Below are 18,845 nucleotides of genomic sequence, written 5' to 3'. Positions count from 1 at the left end.
CGTGCCCAGCGACCGAGGCAGTTCGGTCGCTGGGCACGTAGTTTTCAGTCGCTGACAGCGACTCAAGGGTGGCTCTGAGCGACTCAGTCCAGCGACTCAGGCCTCGGGCAGCGTGATGCCCAGCTCCCGCATGGCCGCGGACTCCGGACCGCCCTCGGACCGCTGGGTCTTGTACCCCTTGATGCGGGGGGCCACGGTGCGGGGGTCGATGGCCTCGGAGGGTGCGCCGGAGGCGTACAGCCCCGTGGGCTGCCCGTCGCGGTCGTGGGGGAGCAGCCAGAAGACCCGGCGCACGAAGGTCCCGGAGGCGCGCGATGAGCGGGCGTCCGGGCCGAGGATCGCGTAGCCGACCATGCGGCCGGCCCGGTGGTAGGCGGGTTTGCCCCGGCGGGTCGGGAGCCGGTCCAGGGTCTGTCGCACGTAGTCGAGCGGAGCGATGTCCTCCAGCCACACGAGTTCTGTCTCGGAGCTGAGCTGCTCGGGTTCGATGAGCGCGCTCATACCGTCTCGCCCCCTTCGGTGTTGAGTCCGATGCCCGGGTAGAACTTCCGCTGATTCGACAAGATCATCTGCTTGGGGGTGCTGATACCGATGGTTTCACGGACACGGGCGGCGAAGGACCTGGAGGAGACAGGATTGGCTCCTTCCATCTGGCACCAGCCCGTATAGCTGTTGTACAGCTGCCTCTGCTCGGCGCGCATCGCGGGGTGCAGTGTGCAGCACTCGCCGAGGAAGCGGCCCGTGTGGTCCTCGGTCTCGGCGTATGCGGTCGTGGCGGTACGGACCTGGTCGGGCCCCGTCAGATCGCGGGGGCCGTCGAGGTAGAGGCCGGCTCCGGAGATCAGCCAGTGCAGGATGCCCGGCCCCTCCTCGGTGACCAGGACGTCCGCGAGGTTGTCGATCTGACGGTCCGTGGCGACGACCCGCTCGAACGGGATCAGCGTCATACGGCGCCAGAAGGCGTATCCGCCGGTCCCGACCTCGGGGCGGTGGTTGCCCAGCAGCCAGAGCTTGTGGGTCGGGGTGAAGCTGAAGAAGTCCTGCCGCATCCGGCGGGCCTTGATGCGGTCACCGCCGGTGAGCAGCTTCACCCGGGCCTCGTCGAACCGGTCCCCGGGCTTGAGTTCGGAGCACACGATGATGCGGCGGCCGTGGAGCTCCGCCAGGTCCGTGGGGTGCCCCTCGAAGGGGCGGGCCATCAGGAACCCGGGGGGAGCGGCGTCGGCGTAGTCCCCGAGGAGTTTGACCATCACGTCGAGCAGGACGCTCTTGCCGTTCTTTCCCTGCCCGTACAGGAACGGCATGATCTGGGCGCCGACGTCGCCGGTGATCGAGTAGCCGAGGAGTTCGTGCAGGAAGTCGATCAGCTTCTGACCGTCCTCGTCGTCGCCGAACGTGTCGGTGAGGAACCGGTTCCACCGTGGCGTGGACATCGCACGCGGGGAGACGCTCGTCGCCCGCGAGTGGAAGTGTTTGTCCGGATCCGGCGCGGAGAGCTGCCCGGTGGCGAGGTCCACCACCCCGTTCGGGGTGCACAGGGCGTACGGGTCGGCGTCCAGGAGCGCGGCGTTGAGCACCATGCCGGGCGCGGCCTTCGCCTGGAGCAGCATCGCCTTCATGCCGGAGGTGGACAGGGCCCGGCGCTTGTGGCGGCGCAGGTCCGTCGTGGTGTACCGGCTGATGGGGTCGCTCTCGGCGAGGGACTCGGCCATCTCTCCGGCGGCCCACACGACGGTGTCGTCCTCGTCCAGGGCCCAGCGGTATCCCGACCAGCGGTACCAGCCGATACCGGGGACGTGCCGGAAGTCCCGTCCGTAGAGGGCGACGAACAGCTTCGCGTTGCCACGGTCGCTGAGACTGTCGGGGAGCAGGCCGTGCTCGGTCGCGTGGGACGGCACGGTGCTGGGCGGCGTCTGGGACGGTACGGCACGCGGGGTCGAGAGCAGGATCTGCCGGGCCACTTCTGCCGGGTCGAACAGTCCGTCGTGGGGCTCGGGTACGCGGGTCAAGAGAAGTCTCCCGGCATGAGGGGACGCTGTCGGCCGGCGCTCATCCCGCTGCGGATGATCTGCAGGGCCCGCCGTTCCTGCGTGGGGCGGGCGTGGAGCGCGGCGGCCAGCAGCGCGGACTCGGCGTCGGAGTCGGTCAGATGACCGGCACTCACCAGCCCGCCCGCGGTGTAGGCGGCTCGGTTGAGTTTGTCGCTGAAGGCAGCCCCCTCGGGGACGGAGGCGCAGGCGGACACCGCGGCCAGGACCGTGGCCAGGGTGCGTCCGACGACGGCCCGGCCACCGCCCGCGGCGATGACGGCGGCGCGGGCGCGCTGCGGGACGGGCGATCCGGAACGCTGGGGTGGCAGCGCGGGCAGGTGGCCTGTCCGCGCCAGCTCAAGGGCGAGCCAGGCGGGCAGCGGTGCGGGATGGCGGGCGCTGCCGACCGCCGTATAGGTACCGGCGTCGGTGACGGTGCCGGGGGCGATGATGTAGCCGCCGTGGGCGCGCACGTCGACCTGCCAGGCCAGCGCGCGGGAGGGGCTCGATCCGGCCGAGCACTGCCAGGCCTGCCCGGGCTCCGCCGCGTACCAGATGTGCATGCCACCGGAGGGCGTGCGGACGCGCAGGGTCGTGGAGTCCTCGGCCGGATCGGGCTGGCCCCGCAGCGCGGCGAGCAGGGCGAGGCTGTGGAACCCGTGGCGCAGCCCGTTCAGTGAGACGGCCGGAGGGATGGGGATCCCGGGCAACAGCCGTTCCCGCTGCGGGGGCAGGGCGTCGTGTGCGTCCACGTCGATGACGACGAGACCGGCGCTGCCGCAGGCCACACCCACGCCGAAGCCGGGCTGCTGCCCCCACCAGGCGCGGATCCTGGCGACGTCGGTCGTGGCCGCGTGGAAGCCGTGGCACCAGCGCCCGGACGGGATGCAGGGACAGTCCTGAGGCTTGTGCGTACGGACCTGACACTCCCGGCAGTTCGCGCTGGGCGTCTTGCGACGGGGCGCGAGAGGATGCACGGGCCACCCCTGCTGGGAACACCACAGGGCGATCTCCAGAGGAGTCCCCGGGCGGCTGCCGACTCGGTCGGTCTCGCTGCGACATGTTGAGTCGCTGGGTGATTTCCCCAGGTCAGGGAGCATGAGGCGTTCCTCTCAGCGACCGAAGCGACTCAAAGTCGGAATATGCTCCGAGTAGGTTAGCGGAGGCTCGGGCGAAATCCTGTGAGCCCCTGTGAACAACGGTCGCGAGGGCCGGGTGAACACGGTGGGGGAAGACCGGGTTCACCCGGCAGCCTCGTCAGTCCCGACAGCACCGGCGGGCGTTCCCGCACGAACGGCGGCCGGAGGGCGGGACGTCAGTGGGGCCTGCGGGCGGCGGACAGGACGGCGACGGTCGTGCGGACGGCGGCGTCGGCGGTCACGGGGCCGTCGCCTTTCCCAGCGGCGAGAGGTCGGGACGCTTCGGTCTCATTCCGTCGCCGGCCGACTGGCCGCGGAGTTGACGCGCCATCCAGGGAAGGAAGTGCGCACGGAACCACCGCAGGTCCTGGAGCTGTTCCGCCGGCCACGGCCGGCGCTCCGCCGCCCAGGCGGAGGCGGGCTCCTGCTGCCGTGGAAGACCGAGGACGTCGGCGGCCCGCCGGGCGACCTGCTCGTGCCCCTGGGACGACAGGTGCAGCCGGTCCTCGCTCCAGGCACGCGGATGCTGGATCGCCCGCAGCGACCACAGGTCGACCACCGCGCATCCGTGCCGGTCGGCGATGGCGCGGATGTGGGCCGTGTAGACGGCGATCTTCCCGCGCAGCCTGCGCAGGACCGGCGTGTCGCGGGGGTCGAAGCCCGTGAAGACCAGGACCGTACCTGCCGCGCCGGTGAGCTCGGTGACCGCGGCCTCGAAGCGGGCGGCGATGTCGTCGGGGGAGCTGCCGGGATGCAGGATGTCGTTGCCGCCCGCGCACAGACTCACCAGGTCCGGTGCGAACTCCCGCACCCTCGGCACCTGCTCCTCGACTATCTCGTCGAGCAGCCGGCCCCGGACGGCGAGGTTGGCGTAGCGGAACTCGGGGGTGGGGGAGTGCCGGGCCAGTCGGGTGGCGAGCCGGTCGGCCCAGCCGACCACCTCGCCCCCGGGAGTCTCGTCGCCGATCCCTTCGGTGAAACTGTCGCCGAGTGCCGCGTACGAGCTGATGCCGGGGGCCGCCGGGTGGGGGCCGAGGCCGGGCGGCGTGGCGGACGGGCCGATGCCGGGCGTCGTCGTGTGCGGGCTGATGCCGGGCGTCGTCGTGTGCGAGCTGGTGCCGGGGGCCGCCGCCTCGTACGGATTGGGGGCGTATCGGGTGGACGGGGGACGGGTCGCTTCCGGCATGTCCTGTCCCCTGCCTTTCGGTTCCGGCCGGTGCGTCTTGAGCACCGGAGCAGTCGCGGTGAGGCGGCACGGGGCAGGGGCAGTCAGGGCATGAAGGACCTGCCCCCGCGCCGTCTCGTGGCCATAGCTTGAACCGGCGCCCGGCTTCGGGCCAAAGGAGTATCGGCGAGAGTGTCAGTTTTCCGCGCGGTCGGTCTGTTTTCGCGTGGGGCTGTTGCACCAGGCCGGACGCGGCGTCAGGCCGGACGCCGCGTCCGCCGGGCAGGGCTTCGGGCCGGTCAGGGGCGCAGGACGACCTTGCCTGTCGTACGGCGCTCCAGCAGGTCGGCGTGGGCCGTACGGGCCTCGGCGAGCGGGTACTCGATGCCGGTCACCGGACGCAGTTTCCCCTGGAGGGTGAGCCCGATGAGCTGCTCCAACGGCTCGCGCAGGCCACCCGGTCGGGCCAGGGTGGGCCGCAGCCAGAAGCCGACGACGGCGGCGTTGAGTCGGCTGAGCTTCGCCGGGTCGAGCGCGGCGAACGCGGTACGGGACGCGTTGCCGTACGTCACGAGCCGGCCGAAGTCGGCGAGCGAGCCGAGCGCGTGGTCGAACAGGTCGCCGCCGGCGGCGTCCAGGATCACGTCCGCACGCTGCGCCAGCGGATACCGGGCGACCTCGTCGGCGCCCAGCTCCAGGGCGAGCTTCTCCTTCTCCGCCGTGGACGCCTGCGCCAGGACGCGGCCCGCCCCGAACTCCCGGGCCAGTTGGACCGCGAGGCTGCCCACCCCACCCGCGGCGGAGTGCACGACGACGCTCTCGCCGTTCTGGAGCCGGGCCGCGGAGCGCAGCAGGTGCCAGGCGGTGAGCCCCTGCGTCAGTAGGGCGAGGGCCCGGGGGGCGTCCAGTTCCTCGGGGACCTCGACCAGAGCGGACTCCCGGGCGACCACGTGTTCCGCGTATCCGTGGGTGACCTTGGCCAGGACCCGGCGGCCGTCCTCGGTCCGGCCGACGACCTCGCCGCCGGGGATGTGGGGAAGCAGGTCGGGAGAGAGGTAGGACCCGTCCACCTGCAACGTGTCGGCGAAGTTGACGCCGGCCGCCTCCACGGTGAGCAGGGTCTCGCCGGGTCCGGGGACCGGGACGGGCACGTCGACGGGCGTGAGCACTTCGGGACCGCCGAAACGGTCGAACCGTATCGCGAGCATGATCAGGACGTTACCCGGCGGCCCTGAGCCGTGGGTGCCGTTCCGCTCCGACCCTTGGGGAGTTGTTCCGTCCGGACCCCGTGGGCGGTGGGTCGCGTGACTCCGCCTCCGTACCGGCGCTGGCTCAACGCCCCTCGCGGTGCACTAGACGGCGCGTTCCTGAACGCGGTCCCCGGATTCCGGGTGATCTTGATCATCGGCCGGGGCGGCGGCACGCAGCGCCGCTTCGACCCGGCGGTTGCTGGTCATGGTCGCGGTGACGGCGGTCATGGTGAGGAGGAGGCCGGCGGCGGTGTAGAGCGGGGTGCGGACGTCGTAGGTGGTGGCCAGCCAGCCGCCGAGGAAGGCGCCGAACGGGGCGGCGCACATGGCGAGCATGCGGGAGGTGGAGGCGACCCGGCCCATCAGGTGGGCGGGGACGATCGACTGCCGGAGGGAGGGGGCGAGCACCATCGTGGCGCCCATGCCCGCTCCGCAGACGGCGAGCGCGAGACCGGCGACGTACGGGTTCGGGGCGGCGGCAAGGCCCAGGATGGCGAGTCCCTCGACTGCTGCCGTGCAGGTCAGCGCGGTGCCGGTGCCGAGGCGCCGGCCGAGGAAGGAGGCGATGCCCGCGCCGAGCAGACCGCCGGTGGCCTCCGCCGTGAGGAGCAGGCCGAAGCCGAAGGTGCCGATGCCGAGACGATCGCGAGCGAAGAGGGCGAGCACGGTCTCCACGGCGAGGAAGGCGATGTTCCCGACCGCCGGACGCAGCGCGAGCCCGAGCAGCAGCCGATCCCGGAACACGTACGAGGCACCGGCGCGCGCCTGCCGCAGCAGCGATTCACGGGCCTGCGGTACGGGCCGGGGTGAGGCGGGCAGCGAGCGTACGAGCAGTGCGGAGACCGCGAACGAGACCGCGTCGGCGAGCAGCGGAACCGCCCGCCCGAGCGCGAGCAGGGCACTGCCCGCGGGCGGCCCGGCGAAGCCCGACGCGGCGGTCTGGGTGCCGCGCAGGCGGGAGTTGGCGCGCTCCAGGAGCGCGGGGTCGCGGCCGAGCAGATCCGGCAGATAGGCCGTGGCGGCCGTGTCGAAGAAGAGTCCGCCGAGGCCGAGGAGGAAGGCGACGCCCGCGAGCAGGGGGATGCTCAGCCCGTCGAGGGCGGCCGCTGCCGCCGGTATCGCGAGGAGCACCGCACGCGCCGCGTCCGTGACCCACATCGTGCGCCGGCGGTCCCAGCGGTCCACCAGTGCACCGCCGAGCACCCCGAAGAGCAGCCACGGCAGCGTTCCGGCGGCCGCGACGACGGCGAGCGCCATCGGGTCCCGCGTCAACGTCAGCGCGAGCAGGGGCAGCGCGGCATGCGACACCCCGTCACCGAGCGAGGACACCGTCTGAGCGGTCCACAGCCGTCCGAACCCGGTCGGCAGCTTCCGAAGGTCTGAGGTCACTTGGCCTCACCTTCGGCCTGCGCGCGCGATGCCGGGTGGAACAGTGCGAAGACGAAGGACGCGTCCGGCAGCGACGGATCGGACAGCCCCCGGTACTCCTCCGCCAGTGCCTGCAGCCGCGCCCCCAGCTCCGCGAACTGCTCGTCGGTGAGTCGCAGATGCGCCATCCCCACGTGCCGCTCGCCGTCCGCCGGCGCTGCTTCCAGGTCCGCCACCGCATGCCGCATCAGCATGTCCGGGCCTCCCTCGCCCGGATCCGGCAGCACGATCGACCGCGCGGCCATCGCGTAGTACCGCTCGGTGACCCCCCGGACCTTCCGGGTGCGTACCACCTTCACCAGGCCGGCCCGTTCGAGCAGCCGTACGTGGTAGCTGGAACTCCCCTTCGCGAGGCCCACTCGCTCGGCGATCTGCGTGATCGTCGCGGGCTCGAAGCGGAGCACGGCCATGATCCGGTGGCGCGTGAGGTTGGAGACGGCGCGTAGCTGCTCGTCAGTGGTGACGTGGAACGTCTCGGGGACGTCATCGGTAGGCATGGGTCCAATGGTCAACGTTTCTTGACCATTGCGCAAGGGGGTTTCCGCTCCGGCTTCCGGAATCAGCGGTTCAGCAAGTGAGGGCGCTCCACGCGGGATTCAAGAGCCACTCGCCACTCTGGTCCCCGACAGGACAAGGGACGAGGAGCGGAGATGGCGCACCAGCTCACCGGGGAACGGCCGGCGACGGACACCGGGCAGGGTCACGCCGACACCCGGCACGGGGACAGCGACCCCGTCCCGGCCTGGTTCGCGAGCGCCGTGTTCGGAAACCTGCCGCGCTCCGACCAACGGCGCTGCGCCACCGCCTACCTCCGGGCGCTGCTCACCTCGCCCGGACGCAAGACCGTCCGCGCGATGGCGAACTCCACCACGGACCTCCAGGCCCTCCAGCAGTTCGTCAACGCCAGCCCTTGGGACTGGCGGCCGGCCCGCCGGGCGCTCGGCCGCCTCGCGGCCGAGCGGATGAACCTACGGGCCACCGTCCTCGACCTCGCCCTCGTCCCCAAGTACGGCGAGCAGATCGTGGGCGTCCACCGGCGGCCCACCCCCACCGGCGGGTCCGTCAACTGTCAGGTCTCGCTCGGCATGTTCCTCACCGAGCGGGGCCGGAGCCTGCCCGTCGACTGGCGGCTCTACCTCAACCGTGCCTGGGGCGAGGACAAGGCGCACCGGCAGCGCGCCCGGGTCCCCGACGGGGTACGCCGCCGTCCCCTGGAGGAGCTGGCGCTCGAACTCCTCGACGAGGCGCCGGAGCCGCGGCGGGGCCGTACTCCGCCCGTGATCCTCGATCTGCGCGGCACCGGAGACACCTGCCGCGCCGCCGCCGGTCTCCTCGACCGGGGCGCGGACTTCCTGCTGTCCCTGGGTGAGGCCGAGCGGCGGCGGGCCAATCTGTTGAAGCCGCCGGTACGCGGACCCCTGGTGACTCTCGCCTCCCCAGCACGCCTCGCCCTGCCGGGATACGGAGCGGGCCGCTTCCGGCTCCTGACCGAGTGGTCCCCGGCGCGTGATCGCCCCAGACAGGTGTGGCTGACCAACATCCTGGACGGTGCGTCGAACGACTTCCTCGCCCTGCTGCGGCTCAGGAACACCTCCGGCGGAGCGCTGACGGCCATCAGCGAGGACTACGGGATGGCGGACTTCACGGGCCGGTCGTTCCCCGGCTGGAACCACCACATGACGCTGGTGTCCGCGGCGTACGCGGTGGACACGCTGGAGCTCGGCGAAGAGGACGTGCCGTAACCGTTCTCTGCCCCGCGAGCGGCCGGACGACCGTGACCGGAGCCCTGATCCAGACGGAGACCGACCCCCGATACCTCGGCCGGGTCACCTCGGTCACCACTCTGTGCACGCTGGGCCTCGCACCCGTACGGGACCGGACAGTCGCGGGTAGCCGTCCGCCTCGCCCGCCGGCCGCCGCACCCCTGCATTCGGCTTCCGTGTCTGCCGTCAGTCCTTGATGTCGCAGATCGCGGCGCCGGAGGTGACCGACGCGCCGACCTCGGCGGCCAGGTCCTTGATGGTGCCGGAGCGGTGGGCGTTGAGCGGCTGTTCCATCTTCATGGCCTCCAGGACGACGATCAGGTCGCCTTCCTTGACCTCCTGGCCCTCCTCGACCGCGATCTTCACGATCGTGCCCTGCATCGGCGAGGCGAGGGTGTCGCCGGAAGCGGCCGGGCCGGACTTCTTGGCCGCGCGGCGCTTCGGCTTCGCACCCGCCGCGAGCCCGGTCCGGGCCAGGGTCATCCCCAGCGAGGACGGCAGCGAGACCTCAAGACGCTTGCCGCCGACCTCGACGACGATCGTCTCGCGACCGGCCTCGTCCTCGTCGGCATCGGCGCCGGCGGGGGCGAAGGGCTTGATGTCGTTGACGAACTCGGTCTCGATCCACCGGGTGTGGACCCGGAAGACGTCGTCGGATGTCGCAGTGGCGGTGAAGTCGGGGTCGATGACGACGGCCTGGTGGAAGGGGATGGCGGTGGCCATGCCCTCGACCTTGAACTCGCCGAGTGCGCGGGCGGCGCGCTGGAGGGCCTGCTCACGGGTGGCACCCGTGATGATCAGCTTGGCCAGGAGGGAGTCCCAGGCCGGGCCGATGACGCTGCCGGATTCGACGCCGGCGTCGAGGCGGACGCCGGGGCCGGTGGGCGGGGTGAAGAGGGTGACGGTGCCGGGGGCGGGCAGGAAGCCGCGGCCGGGGTCTTCGCCGTTGATGCGGAACTCGAAGGAGTGACCGCGGATCTCGGGGTCGCCGTAGCCGAGTTCCTCGCCGTCGGCGATGCGGAACATCTCCCGGACGAGGTCGATGCCGGTGACCTCTTCGGTGACCGGGTGTTCGACCTGGAGGCGGGTGTTGACCTCCAGGAAGGAGATCGTGCCGTCGGTGCCGACGAGGAACTCCACCGTGCCGGCGCCGACGTAGCCGGCCTCCTTCAGGATCGCCTTGGACGCCGCGTACAGCTCGGCGTTCTGCGCCTCGGAGAGGAACGGGGCGGGTGCCTCCTCCACCAGCTTCTGGTGGCGGCGCTGCAGCGAGCAGTCACGGGTGGAGACGACGACCACGTTGCCGTGGGAGTCGGCCAGGCACTGGGTCTCGACGTGGCGGGGCTTGTCGAGGTAACGCTCGACGAAGCACTCGCCCCGGCCGAACGCGGCAACGGCCTCACGCACGGCCGAGTCGTACAGCTCCGGGACCTCTTCCAGCGTCCGGGCGACCTTCAGACCACGGCCGCCGCCGCCGAAGGCGGCCTTGATCGCGATCGGCAGCCCGTGCTCGCGGGCGAACGCCACGACCTCATCCGCACCCGAGACCGGGTCGGGGGTGCCGGCGACGAGCGGGGCACCGGCACGCTGGGCGATGTGACGGGCCGCCACCTTGTCACCCAGATCACGGATCGCCTGCGGCGGCGGACCGATCCACGTCAGACCCGCGTCCAGCACGGCCTGCGCGAACTCGGCGTTCTCCGAAAGAAACCCGTAACCGGGGTGGACCGCGTCCGCACCCGAGTCCTCGGCCGCCTGCAACACCTTCGCCATGTCCAGATAACTGGTCGCCGGAGTGTCACCGCCCAGAGCGAACGCCTCATCAGCCGCCCGGACATGCAGAGCATCCCGGTCCGGCTCGGCGTACACGGCCACGCTGCCGATACCCGCATCCCGGCACGCCCGGGCCACACGGACAGCGATTTCGCCACGGTTGGCGATGAGCACCTTGCGCACGACGGCTCCTCATACCTGTTTCACGGCATACGTGATACCTGTTTCACGACATACGGGAATTACGACCCATTCGGCGGGAATTCACGCCACGGACGGGACCATTCGTGTCCCGTGCCGGTGCGGCTGAAGCGGCAGATGCGCTTCCACCTGGGTCCCGTGCCCCCGCGAGCTGCTCACGGTCAGCCGGCCGCCGGCGTCCTCCATCCGCTCCGTCATGGAACGGAAGCCCTGATGGGCATGGCCGGGCCGCAGCACCCGCTCGACATCGAACCCGCGACCGTCGTCCTCGACGCTCGCGTACGCCCACCAGCGGGTGGAGCGCACCGAGACCTTCACCCGCCCGGCCTTGGAGTGCGCGAAGCTGTTGCGCAGCGCCTCCCGGACCGTGAGGTACAGGTCCCGGCGCCGTACGTCGGGCAGGAGGCCCTCGTCGCCCGTCACCTTCACGGTGACCTGGACCCCGTCCGGCGCGGCGCCGACCGCGAACGCGCGCAGCGCCACGTCGAGCGGCGGGACGACGGACCGCTCCCGCACCCCGCCGACCAGGTCGCGCAGCCGCTGGTCCGTGGCCCGCAGTGCGTCCCGGGCGGCCGCGATCCGGTCGGCGGTGACCCCATCCAGCGGCTCGTCGCACTCCTCCAGGGCCTCCCGGGCCGCGGTGACGCCGTCGGCGACATCGTCGTGGAGCTCGCGGGAGATCCGGCGCTGCTCATGCCAGCAGCATTCGGACTGGTCCGCCGAGCCGGCGCTCTCGCCCGCCCGCCGGGCCGCCTCGCCGAGGACCCGCACAGATCCCTCGTCGAGGCGGCCGCTCTCCATCATCTGCAGCATGGCGCACTCCATGAGCAGGACGGCCGCCGCCGCGTTGTGGTGGGGTGCCAACGTCACCGGCGGGGTGGGGGGTGGTCCGGGGTCGGCCGCGAGGTCGGTGCCGAACGCGGCGGCCAGGACGGCACGGGCCCGGTCGTTCAGGGCCTGCCGTACGGAACTGTCCCAGCGGACGGCCTTGTTCAGCGTCGCAGGGAGCGCCGACTCGAACCGGCGCAGCACCGCGTCCAGGCATTCGGAACCCGGCCCCTCCGCGGAGCGCGCCGGCTTCCGGGGCACGAACTGCCGCGCGACGTGGGGCCCGGGCGGCCCGGGGGACGCCTGCTGTGCCACACGGACGAGTCCTTCCTGCAGGGCCTCGGCGAAACCGGGGCCGATGACGGACTCCCAGCCGCCGACCGCGACCTCGGCGGTCATCGGGTCGGGGCGTCCGCGCGGTGGAACGCGCCGCCGAAGAACAGCAGCCCGTCCGCGCCGTCGCCACGGCTCGAACCGACCACGTCGCCGATGAACACGGTGTGGTCGCCTATCTCGTGGGCGGCGGAGACCTCGCACTCCAGCCAGGCCAGCGACCCGTTCAGGAGGGGGGCTCCCGTGGCGGGGCCGGGGACCCAGTCGACGCCGGTGAACTGGCTGGGCCCCAGGGGGCGCTTCTTGTCGGCGAAGAAGCGGGCCAGACCCTCCTGGCCGGCCCCCATGATCGAGACGCCGAAGTGTCCGGCGGAGGTGATCGCCTTGTACATGACCGCGCTGTGCGCGATGGAGCACAGGACGGACGGCGGATCGAGAGAGATCGACGTGAAGGCGTTCGCCGTCATGCCGTGGATGTTCTCACCGCCGACCGACAGCACGGTGACACCGGTCGCGAACAGGGACATGACCTCCCGCAGCGGGGCGGGATGCGTCGCGGGCCCCGGGGAAACGGCGACGCCAGTGGATACGGAATTCATGCCGCGCCTTTCATGTAATCCATGGGGATAAATGTACGAGGGGAATCCGGCGGTCGAGGAACCGTCGAGTAACTGGCCGCTCAGCCGTGTACGGGGGAGTGCCGGATTACCGTTCCATGAGCGCCCGTTCACGAGGGGATGAGCGCTCCGTGGTTAGGATCTGGGCGTTTCGGTCAGGGCACTGTCAAAAAGGGGTGACATGAATAGCGTCTCTGCTGACCCGCAGCTCGCTGAACCGTATCTGCTCGGTTGGCTGGCCTCGCTCGGTCTCGACGTCGATTACGTACGGGCCGAAGGGAATACTCTGTATTACCTCGGTGCGAACGGCGCGGAGATTCCCGTACTCGATTTCGCGGGCGGGTACGGTTCCCTGATCCTGGGCCACAACCATCCGGAGATCACGGCATACGCGCAGCAGCTCCTCGCGTCGCAGACGCCGGTGCACGCGCAGTTCTCCCGCCACCCGTACGCGAACGACGTCGCCGTCGCGCTCAACAGGATCCTCCAGCGCGAGCTGGGCACGGAGGAGAACTACTCCGCGATCTTCGCCAACACCGGTGCCGAGGCGGTGGAGGCGGCCGTCAAGCACGCCGAGCTCGACCGCGGGCTCCGGCTCGCCGAGCTCCGCGAGCAGCTCGACGCGAACCTGGCCGCCGCCCGCGCGGCGGTCGCGGACGGGGCGGTCGTCGCGGCGGAGGCGTACCGCCTCGTCGGTGTGGACGCGCAGGCCGGAACGGCCGGATTCGAGGCGCTGGCGGCGGCGGTCGCGGGGCACAACGCCGAGCAGACCGGCCGGCCGCCGGTGCTCCTGACCTTGGAGGGCGGGTTCCACGGCAAGCTGGTCGGCAGTGTCCAGCTCACCCACAACGAGGGCTACCGGGCCCCCTTCGCCGCCCTGGCGACGCCCGCCCGGTTCATCCCCGCGGACAGCCCGCAGGCCCTCAAGGCCGTCCTGGAGAGCGAGCGGGCGACCGTGTTCGACCTGGTCGTCGAGGGCGGCACGGTGTCGGTGGCCGAGCGGAACTCCCCGGTGTTCTGCGCCTTCGTCCTGGAGCCCATCCAGGGCGAGGGCGGGATCCGCGTGCTCTCCGAGGAGTTCGCCCAGGAGATCCAGCGGGCCTGCGCCGAGGTCGACTGCCCGGTCATCGTCGACGAGGTGCAGAGCGGAATGGGCCGGAGCGGTGACTTCCTGGCGAGTTCGGCGCTGGGCCTGCGCGGCGACTACTACGCGCTCGCCAAGAGCCTGGGCGGCGGCATAGCGAAGACGTCCGTCATGCTCACCCGCCAGTCCCGCTACCGCTCCGAGTTCGAGCTCGTGCACAGCTCCACCTTCGCGAAGGACGCCCTCTCCTGCTTCATCTCGCAGAAGGTCCTGGAGATCCTGGAGGCCGATGACGGCGCCGCGTACCGCACGGTCCGGGAGCGCGGCGCGAAGCTGCTCGGGGTGCTGGAGGGCGTACGCGCCGACTTCCCCGACGTGGTGAAGGACGTGCGGGGGCGGGGCCTGATGCTCGGCCTGGAGTTCCACGACCAGTCCGGCTCCGGCTCCGAGGCCATCCGCGAGAGCGCCCCGCTGCTGGGCTACACGGTCGCCGGGTATCTGATGCGCGAGCACCGGATCCGTACGTTCCCGACCGCGAGCGCCGTGAACACGCTCCGGTTCGAACCCTCGCTGTACCTGACCGACGCCGAGATCGACCAGCTGGAGCGGGGCCTGCGGGGCGCCGCCCAGCTCTTCCGCACCCACGACGGGGCCGGTCTCACCGGCACGGCGGCGGACGCGGCCTGACGCGGGACGGTCCCCGGGCCGGCCGGTACGAGATGCACCGGCGGCCCGGGGACCGGCATGTCCCGGGGGACCCGTACGTCAGTCCATGCCCCGCACGATGTGGGGCTCGCCGGGCTCCTCGTCCGTGCCGGCGAGCTGGAGCGGCGGGTAGCGCAGGACGTGCGCAAGGCCCTTGGGGAAGGCGTGGCCGAGGTCGGCGTCGTACGTCTCGTCGCGCATCATGTCCTCCGGTCGTCGAATGGAACGGCCCCGCCGCGCGCCGGCCCGGTCCGGGCGGACGTCGTCGACCGCACGGGCGGCCGCAGACCGATGGCGGTCACCACCAGCCCGTTGCCCGTACGCCACCGTCCGTCGAAGGCGGTGATCCGTACGCCGTCCACCACCGGTCCGGGGACCAGGAGTTCGGCGCGGAACGTGCCCGCCACGGGATCGGGTGTGATCACGGCCTCGTCGAAGTCCAGAGGCCGCCCGGTGAGCGGGAACCAGGTCTTGTAGACGCTCTCCTTGGCGCTGAACAGCAGCCGGTCCCAGGAGACCGCCGGCCGCCGCGCGGCGAACTCGCGCAGCCAGACCCGCTCCTGGGGGAGCGATATCAGCTCCAGGGTGTCCGGCGAGGGAAGCGGCGCGTTCGGCTCGGCGTCGCAGCCGACCGCCAGCAGATCCGTGGCCCGGGCCACGGCCGCCGCGCGGTACCCCTGACAGTGCGTCATGCTGCCGACGACGCCCTCCGGCCACCGGGGCGCTCCGCGCGCGCCGGGCAGCAGCGGCGCCGGCGGCAGCCCGAGGCGGGCGAGTGCCTGCCGGGCACACGCCCGGACCGAGGCGAACTCCCTGCGGCGCCCGGCGACGGCTCCCGCCACCACGCGCTCCTCCTCGGGGAACAGGCCCGGCGGCCCGGGAGGGTCGTGGAAGAGCTCGGCGGTGACGACCGGCGCGGGGAGCAGCGCGGCGATCACGGCCGTTCTCCGGTGGGAGCGTCGGTGGCGAGGCCGGTCGGGGCCTCGGTCGGAGCCTCGGTGGGTGCCTCGGCCGGGATCCCTGTCGGCGCCGGGGCCGAGAAGCCCGGCAGGACCCGTGGGGCATGGCCGGGGTCGGCTCGGCGGCGCCATTCGCGTGGGTAGCCGAGGGACACCTCGTAGTGCGGAATCCCCTGCTTCCGTATCAGCCGGGGGATGTGCAGATGCCCGTAGACGACGGCGGCGGCCCGGTACCGGACCGGCCAGTCGGCGGTGGCCTCCGTGCCGCACCACAGGGCGAAGTCGGGGAAGCGCAGCACCTCCGTGGGCTCGCGCACCAGGGGGAAGTGGTTGACGAGGACGGTCGGCAGGTCGGCGGGGAGCGCGTCGAGGCGCTCGGCGGTCCGCCGGAGGCGGGCCCGGCACCAGTCACCGATGCCGGCGTACGGGTCGGGGTGGAGCAGGATCTCGTCGGTCGCGACGACCCCCGCTTCGTCCGCGAGCCGCAGCGCCTCCTCGGCGCTGCGGACGCCGGGCCGCCGGAAGCTGTAGTCGTACAGGAGGAAGAGCGGCACGATCACCGCGGGGCCGCCCGCCCCGCGCCACACCGGGTAGGGGTCCTCGGGGGTGGTGACGCCCAGGCTCCGGCAGAGCTGGACCAGGGCGTCGTAGCGGGCGGCGCCGCGCGTCTGGACCGGGTCGTCCGGAGGGGTCCACAGTTCGTGGTTGCCCGGCGCCCAGATGACCTTCCGGAACCGGCCGGCCAGCGTGGACAGTGCCCATTCGATGTCGGCCATGTGCTCCCCGACGTCGCCCGCGACGAGCAGCCAGTCCTCGTCCGATGAGGGCCGTAGCGCCTCGACGACCGCCCGGTTCTCGTCGTAGCGCACATGGAGGTCGCTGAGGGCCAGCAGACTGCCGGGGGAGGAGTGGCCCTCGGGGTGGCCTTCGGCGCGACCCTCGCGATGGCCCTCGCGATGGCCCTCGCGACGGTCCTCCTCGCGATGGCCCTCAGCAGGTGGCGGTATCACGCCCGATCACGCCGTGGAGCCCGCGACGAGCAGGCCGTCCGTGATGATGTCGCGGACCTCGTCCGTACGGTCGTCCAGGTAGAAGTGGCCACCGGGCAGGATCCGCAGGTCGAAGTCGCCGCTGGTGTGGTCGTGCCAGGCCGCGGCCTCGTCGACGGCCACCACCGGGTCCGCGTCGCCGATCAGCACGGTGACGGGGGCGGCCAGCGGGGCGCCGCCGCTCCAGCGGTACGTGCCGAGGGCGCCGTAGTCCGCGCGCAGCGCCGGCATCACCATGGCGAGCAGCTCGGGGTCGTCGAGCACCGCGTGGCCGGTCCCGCCGAGACCGCGCACCGCCCTGAGGATCTCCGTGTCGCTGCCGAGCCGGTCGTGCGGGCTGGGCAGCGGCGAGGGCGCGCCGCGTCCGGAGAGGAACACCCGGCAGGGGCCCGGCCGCCCGGCGGCGACCAGACGATGTGCCGTCTCGTACGCGAGGACCGCCCCCATGCTGTGCCCGAAGAAGGCGTAGGGCTCGTCCGTCAGCGGACCCATGGCCTCGGCGAGGGCGTCGGCGTGCGCGTCGACGCTGCGGTACGGCTCCTCCCGCCGCCGGTCCTGACGGCCGGGGTACTGCACGGCGAGCACGTCGACGTGCTCGCCGAGCGCCCGCGACAGGGGAATGAACGCGCTGGCCGCGCCGCCCGCGTGCGGGAAGCACACCAACCGCACCGCGCCCTCACGGGCCGCTCCGAAGCGCCTGAACCACGTGCTATCCACTACGTCCCTTTCAGCGGGCCGGTACCCGGTGGCACCAGACGGGGGAGCATGAACTGCCAGAACCGGCCGAGCCGTTGCCGGGAGAGCCAGGTGGGATCCTTGCGGCCGAGGGCCTCGAAGCCGACGGTCGACGCCGCGACGACGGTCACGACGTCCTCCGGCTCGGTCCCGTCGGCGAGCGCGCCGATCTTCGCCGCGTGCCGCAGCGTGCCGTCGATCCAGTCCCGCCACTGGCCGTGCAGGTCGACCGGGCTCGCCCAGGACGGCTCGCAGCCGAGCGTGAACCCGGCGCGCAGGATGACGTCGCTGTTCAGCCCGTCGAAGAGCTGGTGGGAGGTCTCGACGAGGTTCTGGATCAGGTCGACGTCACCATGGGATCCACGGCCCTCGGATCCGTCCGGTGCCGGACCGGTGATACACCACAGCCGCTGGACGGCGGCCTGCTCGATGGCCTCCGCGAGGGCGCTCTTGTTGGCGAAGTGGAAGTGCAGGGCACCGCTGCTCACTCCGGCCCGGTGCGAGATGGCGGAGAGGGAGGCCGATACAAAACCGTCGGTGTCGAAGATCTCCGCCGCGGACCGGAGCACCGTCGCTCGTGTACGGACAGCGCGTTCCTGTTTAGCCATGTGCACTCCGTGGATGCCTGGGGGCGCTGCTGACGGCCCCTCAAGAACGTCCAGCGTAATGAACCGCAACGGCGGTTTTCTATCGGCCCGGATCGAGTTCGTCTTGAAAAGGCCACCCGTCGGACGGCCCGGAATCCGGAGCCTGGCCTGCCCGAGCGGGGGGAAGGATCGGGCAGGCCAGGAGAAGGGGGGACCTACTCCGGAAGCAGGGTGCCGGCGACCGGGCGGTCGATGGACATGAGCCAGCGGCCGTCCTCGCCACGACGCAGCACGTCGGTGCAGTTGCCTTCGATACGGACGGGCTCGCCCTCGGGACCCGTGCTGTCGACGCTGAACTTCACGCCGATCAGGGCCACGTCGCCGGCCACGTACGCGTGCGTGATCTCCGCCTTGAGGAACGGCTTCGGCGCGAGGAACTCCTTGAAGAACTCCAGGCGCTCCTTCCCGGTGAGCGGGGAGCCGGAGAAGTTCGATATCGCGTCCTCACGGTAGAGGAGGTCGAACAGGGCTCCGTCACCGGAATTGAAGAGCTGGATGAAGATCTCGTTCTGAGTATCCGCGTCCGCGGTCAGATCGGGGTTGTCGACGTCGAAGTCGACCGTGATACCGGGAATGCTCATGGTCTGCGACACCACTTTCTTGGGTCTTGGGGTGCCTCCGCGCCGGGCACGGAGACGCGCGGGTTGCTGCTGCTCGCCGTACGGGGTTACTTCTTCTCGCCGTACGGCTCGTCGATGGCGTAGCGCCAGTTGCCGTCCGCACCCTTGCGCAGCACGTCGACACCGACACCCGTCAGCAGCTCGGGGATGCCCGCGTCGTCCACGGTGGCGATGGACCAGTCCACGATCAGGAGCGCGGTGTCTCCGGTCTCGAAGACCTGGCGCGGCTTGGCGCTCATCTTCGGCGAGCGGGCCAGGAACTCCTTGACGGCGTCCTTTCGGGCCTGGCCCGTGAGCGGCTTGCCCGGTTCCCAGACCGCGACGGCCTCGTCGGTGTACATCTCGTTCACGGCGTCGGCGTCGCCCGCGTTGAAGGCCGCCTCGTACAGCGCGGTGTGCTGTGCGACATCGCTGGTCAGATTACTCATGGTGAGACCGTTCCTGCTTTCTTCCGGCATGACACCCGGGAATTCGAGGAGTTTCACGCAGATCTGTCCAGAACGTAACCGGCCAACCTCA

At 71.6% G+C, this 18,845-nt stretch carries 19 protein-coding genes; 2 read left to right on the top strand and 17 right to left on the bottom strand.

Going from position 1 to position 18,845, the window contains the following annotated elements; genetic code table 11:
- Positions 1-96: 96 nt before the first annotated feature.
- The 7 genes from OG514_RS38900 to OG514_RS38870 form a co-directional block, all read right to left on the bottom strand.
- Complete coding sequence (locus tag OG514_RS38900; RefSeq protein ID WP_266903217.1) at positions 97-501, bottom strand: DUF6009 family protein; 405 nt, start codon at positions 499-501, stop codon at positions 97-99.
- On the bottom strand, positions 498-2,009 hold the full coding sequence (locus tag OG514_RS38895; RefSeq protein ID WP_266903215.1) for a phage/plasmid primase, P4 family: 1,512 nt from the start codon (positions 2,007-2,009) through the stop codon (positions 498-500). Before OG514_RS38895 ends, OG514_RS38900 begins: the two co-directional genes overlap by 4 nt.
- The gene (locus OG514_RS38890) at positions 2,006-3,130 is read right to left on the bottom strand and encodes a bifunctional DNA primase/polymerase (RefSeq protein ID WP_266903213.1); all 1,125 of its coding nucleotides are present in this window, start codon (positions 3,128-3,130) and stop codon (positions 2,006-2,008) included. Before OG514_RS38890 ends, OG514_RS38895 begins: the two co-directional genes overlap by 4 nt.
- 277 nt (positions 3,131-3,407) lie before the next feature.
- Positions 3,408-4,355 carry an SGNH/GDSL hydrolase family protein gene (locus OG514_RS38885; protein WP_266903211.1) on the bottom strand — a complete coding sequence of 316 codons (948 nt, stop codon included), beginning with the start codon at positions 4,353-4,355 and terminating at the stop codon, positions 3,408-3,410.
- 278 nt (positions 4,356-4,633) lie between these two features.
- On the bottom strand, positions 4,634-5,542 hold the full coding sequence (locus OG514_RS38880; protein WP_266903209.1) for a zinc-binding dehydrogenase: 909 nt from the start codon (positions 5,540-5,542) through the stop codon (positions 4,634-4,636).
- 144 nt (positions 5,543-5,686) lie between these two features.
- Entirely contained in the window at positions 5,687-6,973 is a 1,287-nt protein-coding gene (locus OG514_RS38875) for an MFS transporter (RefSeq protein ID WP_266903207.1), read from the bottom strand.
- Positions 6,970-7,509 (bottom strand): transcriptional regulator, encoded by a 540-nt coding sequence (locus tag OG514_RS38870; protein WP_266903205.1) that lies wholly within the window; start codon positions 7,507-7,509, stop codon positions 6,970-6,972. Before OG514_RS38870 ends, OG514_RS38875 begins: the two co-directional genes overlap by 4 nt.
- Before the next feature lie 153 nt (positions 7,510-7,662).
- Here OG514_RS38870 and OG514_RS38865 point away from each other — a divergent pair, with 153 nt between their 5' ends.
- Positions 7,663-8,754, top strand: coding sequence for a transposase (locus OG514_RS38865; protein ID WP_266903203.1), 1,092 nt, complete (start codon positions 7,663-7,665; stop codon positions 8,752-8,754).
- A 207-nt stretch (positions 8,755-8,961) separates the two neighbouring features.
- On the opposite strand, the gene OG514_RS38860 is transcribed toward OG514_RS38865, so the two are convergent.
- From OG514_RS38860 to OG514_RS38850, 3 genes are all read right to left on the bottom strand, one after another.
- On the bottom strand, positions 8,962-10,731 hold the full coding sequence (locus tag OG514_RS38860; protein WP_266903201.1) for a biotin carboxylase N-terminal domain-containing protein: 1,770 nt from the start codon (positions 10,729-10,731) through the stop codon (positions 8,962-8,964).
- An 81-nt stretch (positions 10,732-10,812) separates the two neighbouring features.
- A complete protein-coding gene (locus OG514_RS38855) occupies positions 10,813-11,976 on the bottom strand; it encodes a sensor histidine kinase (protein WP_266903199.1) in 1,164 nt (387 codons plus the stop codon).
- Entirely contained in the window at positions 11,973-12,437 is a 465-nt protein-coding gene (locus OG514_RS38850; RefSeq protein WP_266903197.1) for a flavin reductase family protein, read from the bottom strand. Before OG514_RS38850 ends, OG514_RS38855 begins: the two co-directional genes overlap by 4 nt.
- 271 nt (positions 12,438-12,708) lie before the next feature.
- On the opposite strand from OG514_RS38850, the gene OG514_RS38845 reads away from it, so the two are divergent.
- A complete protein-coding gene (locus OG514_RS38845; protein ID WP_266903195.1) occupies positions 12,709-14,298 on the top strand; it encodes an aspartate aminotransferase family protein in 1,590 nt (529 codons plus the stop codon).
- 78 nt (positions 14,299-14,376) lie between these two features.
- Here OG514_RS38845 and OG514_RS38840 read toward each other — a convergent pair whose 3' ends face one another.
- From OG514_RS38840 to OG514_RS38810, 7 genes are all read right to left on the bottom strand, one after another.
- Positions 14,377-14,517, bottom strand: coding sequence for a hypothetical protein (locus OG514_RS38840; RefSeq protein ID WP_266903193.1), 141 nt, complete (start codon positions 14,515-14,517; stop codon positions 14,377-14,379).
- Positions 14,517-15,254 (bottom strand): 4'-phosphopantetheinyl transferase, encoded by a 738-nt coding sequence (locus OG514_RS38835; RefSeq protein WP_266903191.1) that lies wholly within the window; start codon positions 15,252-15,254, stop codon positions 14,517-14,519. The genes OG514_RS38840 and OG514_RS38835 overlap by 1 nt, the downstream gene beginning before the upstream one ends.
- Positions 15,251-16,168: a metallophosphoesterase gene (locus tag OG514_RS38830; protein ID WP_266903284.1), complete on the bottom strand. Its 918-nt coding sequence runs from the start codon at positions 16,166-16,168 to the stop codon at positions 15,251-15,253. Before OG514_RS38830 ends, OG514_RS38835 begins: the two co-directional genes overlap by 4 nt.
- A gap of 123 nt (positions 16,169-16,291) precedes the next feature.
- Complete coding sequence (locus OG514_RS38825; RefSeq protein ID WP_266903189.1) at positions 16,292-17,041, bottom strand: thioesterase II family protein; 750 nt, start codon at positions 17,039-17,041, stop codon at positions 16,292-16,294.
- On the bottom strand, positions 17,041-17,667 hold the full coding sequence (locus tag OG514_RS38820; RefSeq protein ID WP_266903187.1) for a ScbR family autoregulator-binding transcription factor: 627 nt from the start codon (positions 17,665-17,667) through the stop codon (positions 17,041-17,043). The genes OG514_RS38825 and OG514_RS38820 overlap by 1 nt, the downstream gene beginning before the upstream one ends.
- A 194-nt stretch (positions 17,668-17,861) precedes the next feature.
- Positions 17,862-18,287: a nuclear transport factor 2 family protein gene (locus OG514_RS38815; RefSeq protein ID WP_266903185.1), complete on the bottom strand. Its 426-nt coding sequence runs from the start codon at positions 18,285-18,287 to the stop codon at positions 17,862-17,864.
- 86 nt (positions 18,288-18,373) lie between these two features.
- The gene (locus OG514_RS38810; protein ID WP_266903183.1) at positions 18,374-18,754 is read right to left on the bottom strand and encodes a nuclear transport factor 2 family protein; all 381 of its coding nucleotides are present in this window, start codon (positions 18,752-18,754) and stop codon (positions 18,374-18,376) included.
- Positions 18,755-18,845 lie beyond the last annotated feature (91 nt).

The sequence above is a fragment of the Streptomyces sp. NBC_00572 genome (genome assembly GCF_026341815.1).
Classification (GTDB): domain Bacteria; phylum Actinomycetota; class Actinomycetes; order Streptomycetales; family Streptomycetaceae; genus Streptomyces.
This window is presented reverse-complemented; position numbering and strand designations above follow the sequence as displayed.